The 2888-nt window shown below is 62.7% G+C and carries 3 protein-coding genes; 2 read left to right on the plus strand and 1 reads right to left on the minus strand.

The features are described from left to right. Nucleotides 1-123: 123 nt before the first annotated feature. Complete coding sequence (locus IVB32_RS18360) at nucleotides 124-1290, minus strand: acyl-CoA dehydrogenase family protein (RefSeq protein WP_007613843.1); 1167 nt, start codon at nucleotides 1288-1290, stop codon at nucleotides 124-126. A 179-nt stretch (nucleotides 1291-1469) separates the two neighbouring features. On the opposite strand from IVB32_RS18360, the gene IVB32_RS18365 reads away from it, so the two are divergent. Continuing rightward, nucleotides 1470-1973: a MaoC family dehydratase gene (locus tag IVB32_RS18365; protein ID WP_346348202.1), complete on the plus strand. Its 504-nt coding sequence runs from the start codon at nucleotides 1470-1472 to the stop codon at nucleotides 1971-1973. Next, nucleotides 1973-2824, plus strand: a complete 852-nt coding sequence (locus tag IVB32_RS18370; protein WP_162496395.1) for a CoA ester lyase — start codon at nucleotides 1973-1975, stop codon at nucleotides 2822-2824. The genes IVB32_RS18365 and IVB32_RS18370 overlap by 1 nt, the downstream gene beginning before the upstream one ends. Nucleotides 2825-2888: the final 64 nt, after the last annotated feature.

Here is a 2888-nt window from a genome sequence, read left to right on the forward strand (position 1 = left end):
ATCCAGCGCGCCCGGCTTCGGGCCATGGCGATGGACCGGATCGCGGCCGAATAGCTCTGCCGTAGCGCGTCACGGTGATCGGGCGCGAATATCGCGGCGCCCGGCAATGGTACGTGTTCGAGCTTAGTATGACTTGGCCAGTCCAAGCACCTTTTCCGCGATGAAGCTCAGCGCAAGCTGCGGGCTGACCGGCGCGATGCGCGGAATCAGAACTTCACGCAAGTAACGCTCGACGTGAAACTCCTTGGCATAGCCAAAACCGCCATGGGTCATCACCGCCTGCTCGCAGGCGTGATATCCGGCCTCACCCGCAATGTATTTCGCGGCATTGGCGGCGCCACCGCAAGGCATGCCCTTGTCGTATTGCCAGGCCGCCGACATCACCATCAACCAGGCCGCCTCGAGCTCGACCCAGTTTACAGCCAGCGGATGCTGAATGCCCTGGTTCTTGCCGATCGGCCGGTTGAACACCACGCGGGTCTTGGCGTATTCGGTCGCGCGCGACAGCGCGAGCTTGCCGAGGCCGACGGCTTCCGCGGCGATGAGAATGCGCTCGGGGTTCATGCCTTCGAGGATGTACTGGAAGCCTTTGCCCTCTTCGCCGATGCGATCCTCCATCGGGATTTCAAAGTCCTCGAAGAACAGCTCGTTGGAATCGACGACCTTGCGGCCCATCTTCTCGATCTCGTGGACCTTGATCCTGTTGCGGTCGAAGTCCGTATAGAACAGGCTCAGCCCATGCGTCGGCGAGCGCACGTCCTCCAGCGGCGTGGTGCGCGCCAGCAGCAGGATCTTGTGCGCGACCTGCGCGGTGGAGATCCACACCTTCTGGCCGTTGACGATATAGCGGTCGTTCTTGGCCACCGCTCGGGTCTTGAGCTGGGTGGTGTTGAGGCCGGTGTTAGGCTCGGTCACGGCAAAGCAGGCCTTCTCGCGGCCCTCGACCATCGGCGGCAGCATGCGCTTGCGCTGTTCCTCGGTGCCGAACACGACCACGGGATTGAGACCGAACACGTTGATGTGCACCGCGGAGGCGCCGGACATGCCGGCGCCGGATTCCGCGATGGCGCGCATCATAATCGCGGCTTCGGTGATGCCGAGGCCGGAGCCGCCATATTCCTCCGGCACGCAGATGCCGAGCCAGCCGGCGTCCGCCATGGCCTTGTGAAAGTCGTGCGGGAAGCCGCCGTCGTGGTCCTTCTTCAGCCAATAGGCGTCGGGAAAGTCTTCGCAAACCTTTGCGACGGCGTCGCGAATGGCTTCCTGCTGAGCGGTGAGCGCGAAATCCATATTCTTGATCTCCTTCTTGGGAGAAGCGAACGCGCAATCTCCCCCTCGTCGCGTTCCCCACGCGAAGGCCGTGGCGGATTGGTGCGCCCGAACGTGCCTTCGCTTGCGTTCTTTAACTTGAAAAGCAGGGTACAGATACGTGAATTTCCCTATCAACTGTGTGTAGCATGCATAGGGTCATGCGGCGCGAGGATGCGAGCGCGCCGTTATTTCGCAGGGAGGAAACCGCGATGGCCGGACTTTATTTCGAGGAGTTTTCGGTGGGCCAGGAGTTCAGGCATCCCCTGACGCGGACCGTCACGGAGATGGACAACACCCTGTTCAGCCTGCTGACGCTCAATCCGCAGCCGCTGCACATCGACGCACATTTTTCGGCCCAGACCGAGTTCGGCCAGCGCATTTTCAACAGCCTTTACACCCTCGGCATCATGATGGGCATGACGGTCTATGATACGACCATGGGGACCACCGTTGCCAATCTCGGCATGACGGACGTCACTTTTCCGAAACCGGTCTTCCATGGCGATACGCTGCGGGCGACGACAAAGGTGCTTTCGTTGCGGGAATCCAAATCGCGCCCCAAGGCGGGCATCGTCGAGTTCGAGCACCACGCTCTCAACCAGAACGACGAGATCGTCGGCAAATGCCGCCGCATGGCGATGATGCACAAGAGGCCGGTCTGATGCGTTCGATGCTGTTCGTGCCGGGCGACTCCCCGCGCAAATTCGAGAAGGCCAGCGAAGGCAACGCCGACGCGCTGATCATCGATCTCGAAGATTCCGTCGTCACCGACAAGAAGCCGGAGGCGCGCGGGTTGACGCTGACGATGCTGAAGGGCCGCAACAAGCCCCACCAGCTCTATGTCCGCGTCAACGCGCTCGACACCGGCATGACGCTCGCCGACCTTGCCGCGGTGATTCCGGGCCAGCCCGACGGCATCGTGCTGCCGAAATCGCAGGGCGGCGACGACGTGCGACAGGTCGCGACCTGGCTGGAAGCTTTGGAAGCTGCGGCTGGTATCGCCATTGGCTCAACACGCATCGTCTGCGTCGCGACCGAAACCGCAGCTTCGATCTTCGGGCTCGGCAGCTACAAGGGCTGCTCTCCTCGCCTCGCGGGCCTGATGTGGGGCGCGGAAGATCTCTCGGCCTCGCTCGGCGCGACTGAGAAAGCGGCGGGCGGCGTGTTCCACAGCCCTTATCGTCTGGCCCGCGATCTCTGCCTGATGGCGGCCGCCGCGGCCGAGGTCGCGCCGATCGACACCGTCTATACCGACATCGACAATCTCACCGGACTCGAACAGGAAACGCGCGCGGCGCGGCGTGACGGTTTCTCGGCGAAAGCGCTGATCCATCCCAAGCACGTCGACGTGGTCAACGCGGCGTTCGAGCCGACCGAAGCCGAGCGCAATTGGGCCGAGAAGGTGATCGCGGCGTTCGCGAGCAATCCGAACTCCGGCACGCTGCGCCTCGACGGCCAGATGATCGACAAGCCGCATCTTCGCGCCGCAAAGAAGATCCTCGGCCAGAGTTAGATCAGGACGCCGCGCTGCGACAGATGGGATCGAAGCCACTCTCAGCGTCGTCGTGGCCGGGCTT

The organism is Bradyrhizobium sp. 23 (assembly GCF_023073295.1).
GTDB lineage: Bacteria > Pseudomonadota > Alphaproteobacteria > Rhizobiales > Xanthobacteraceae > Bradyrhizobium > Bradyrhizobium canariense_D.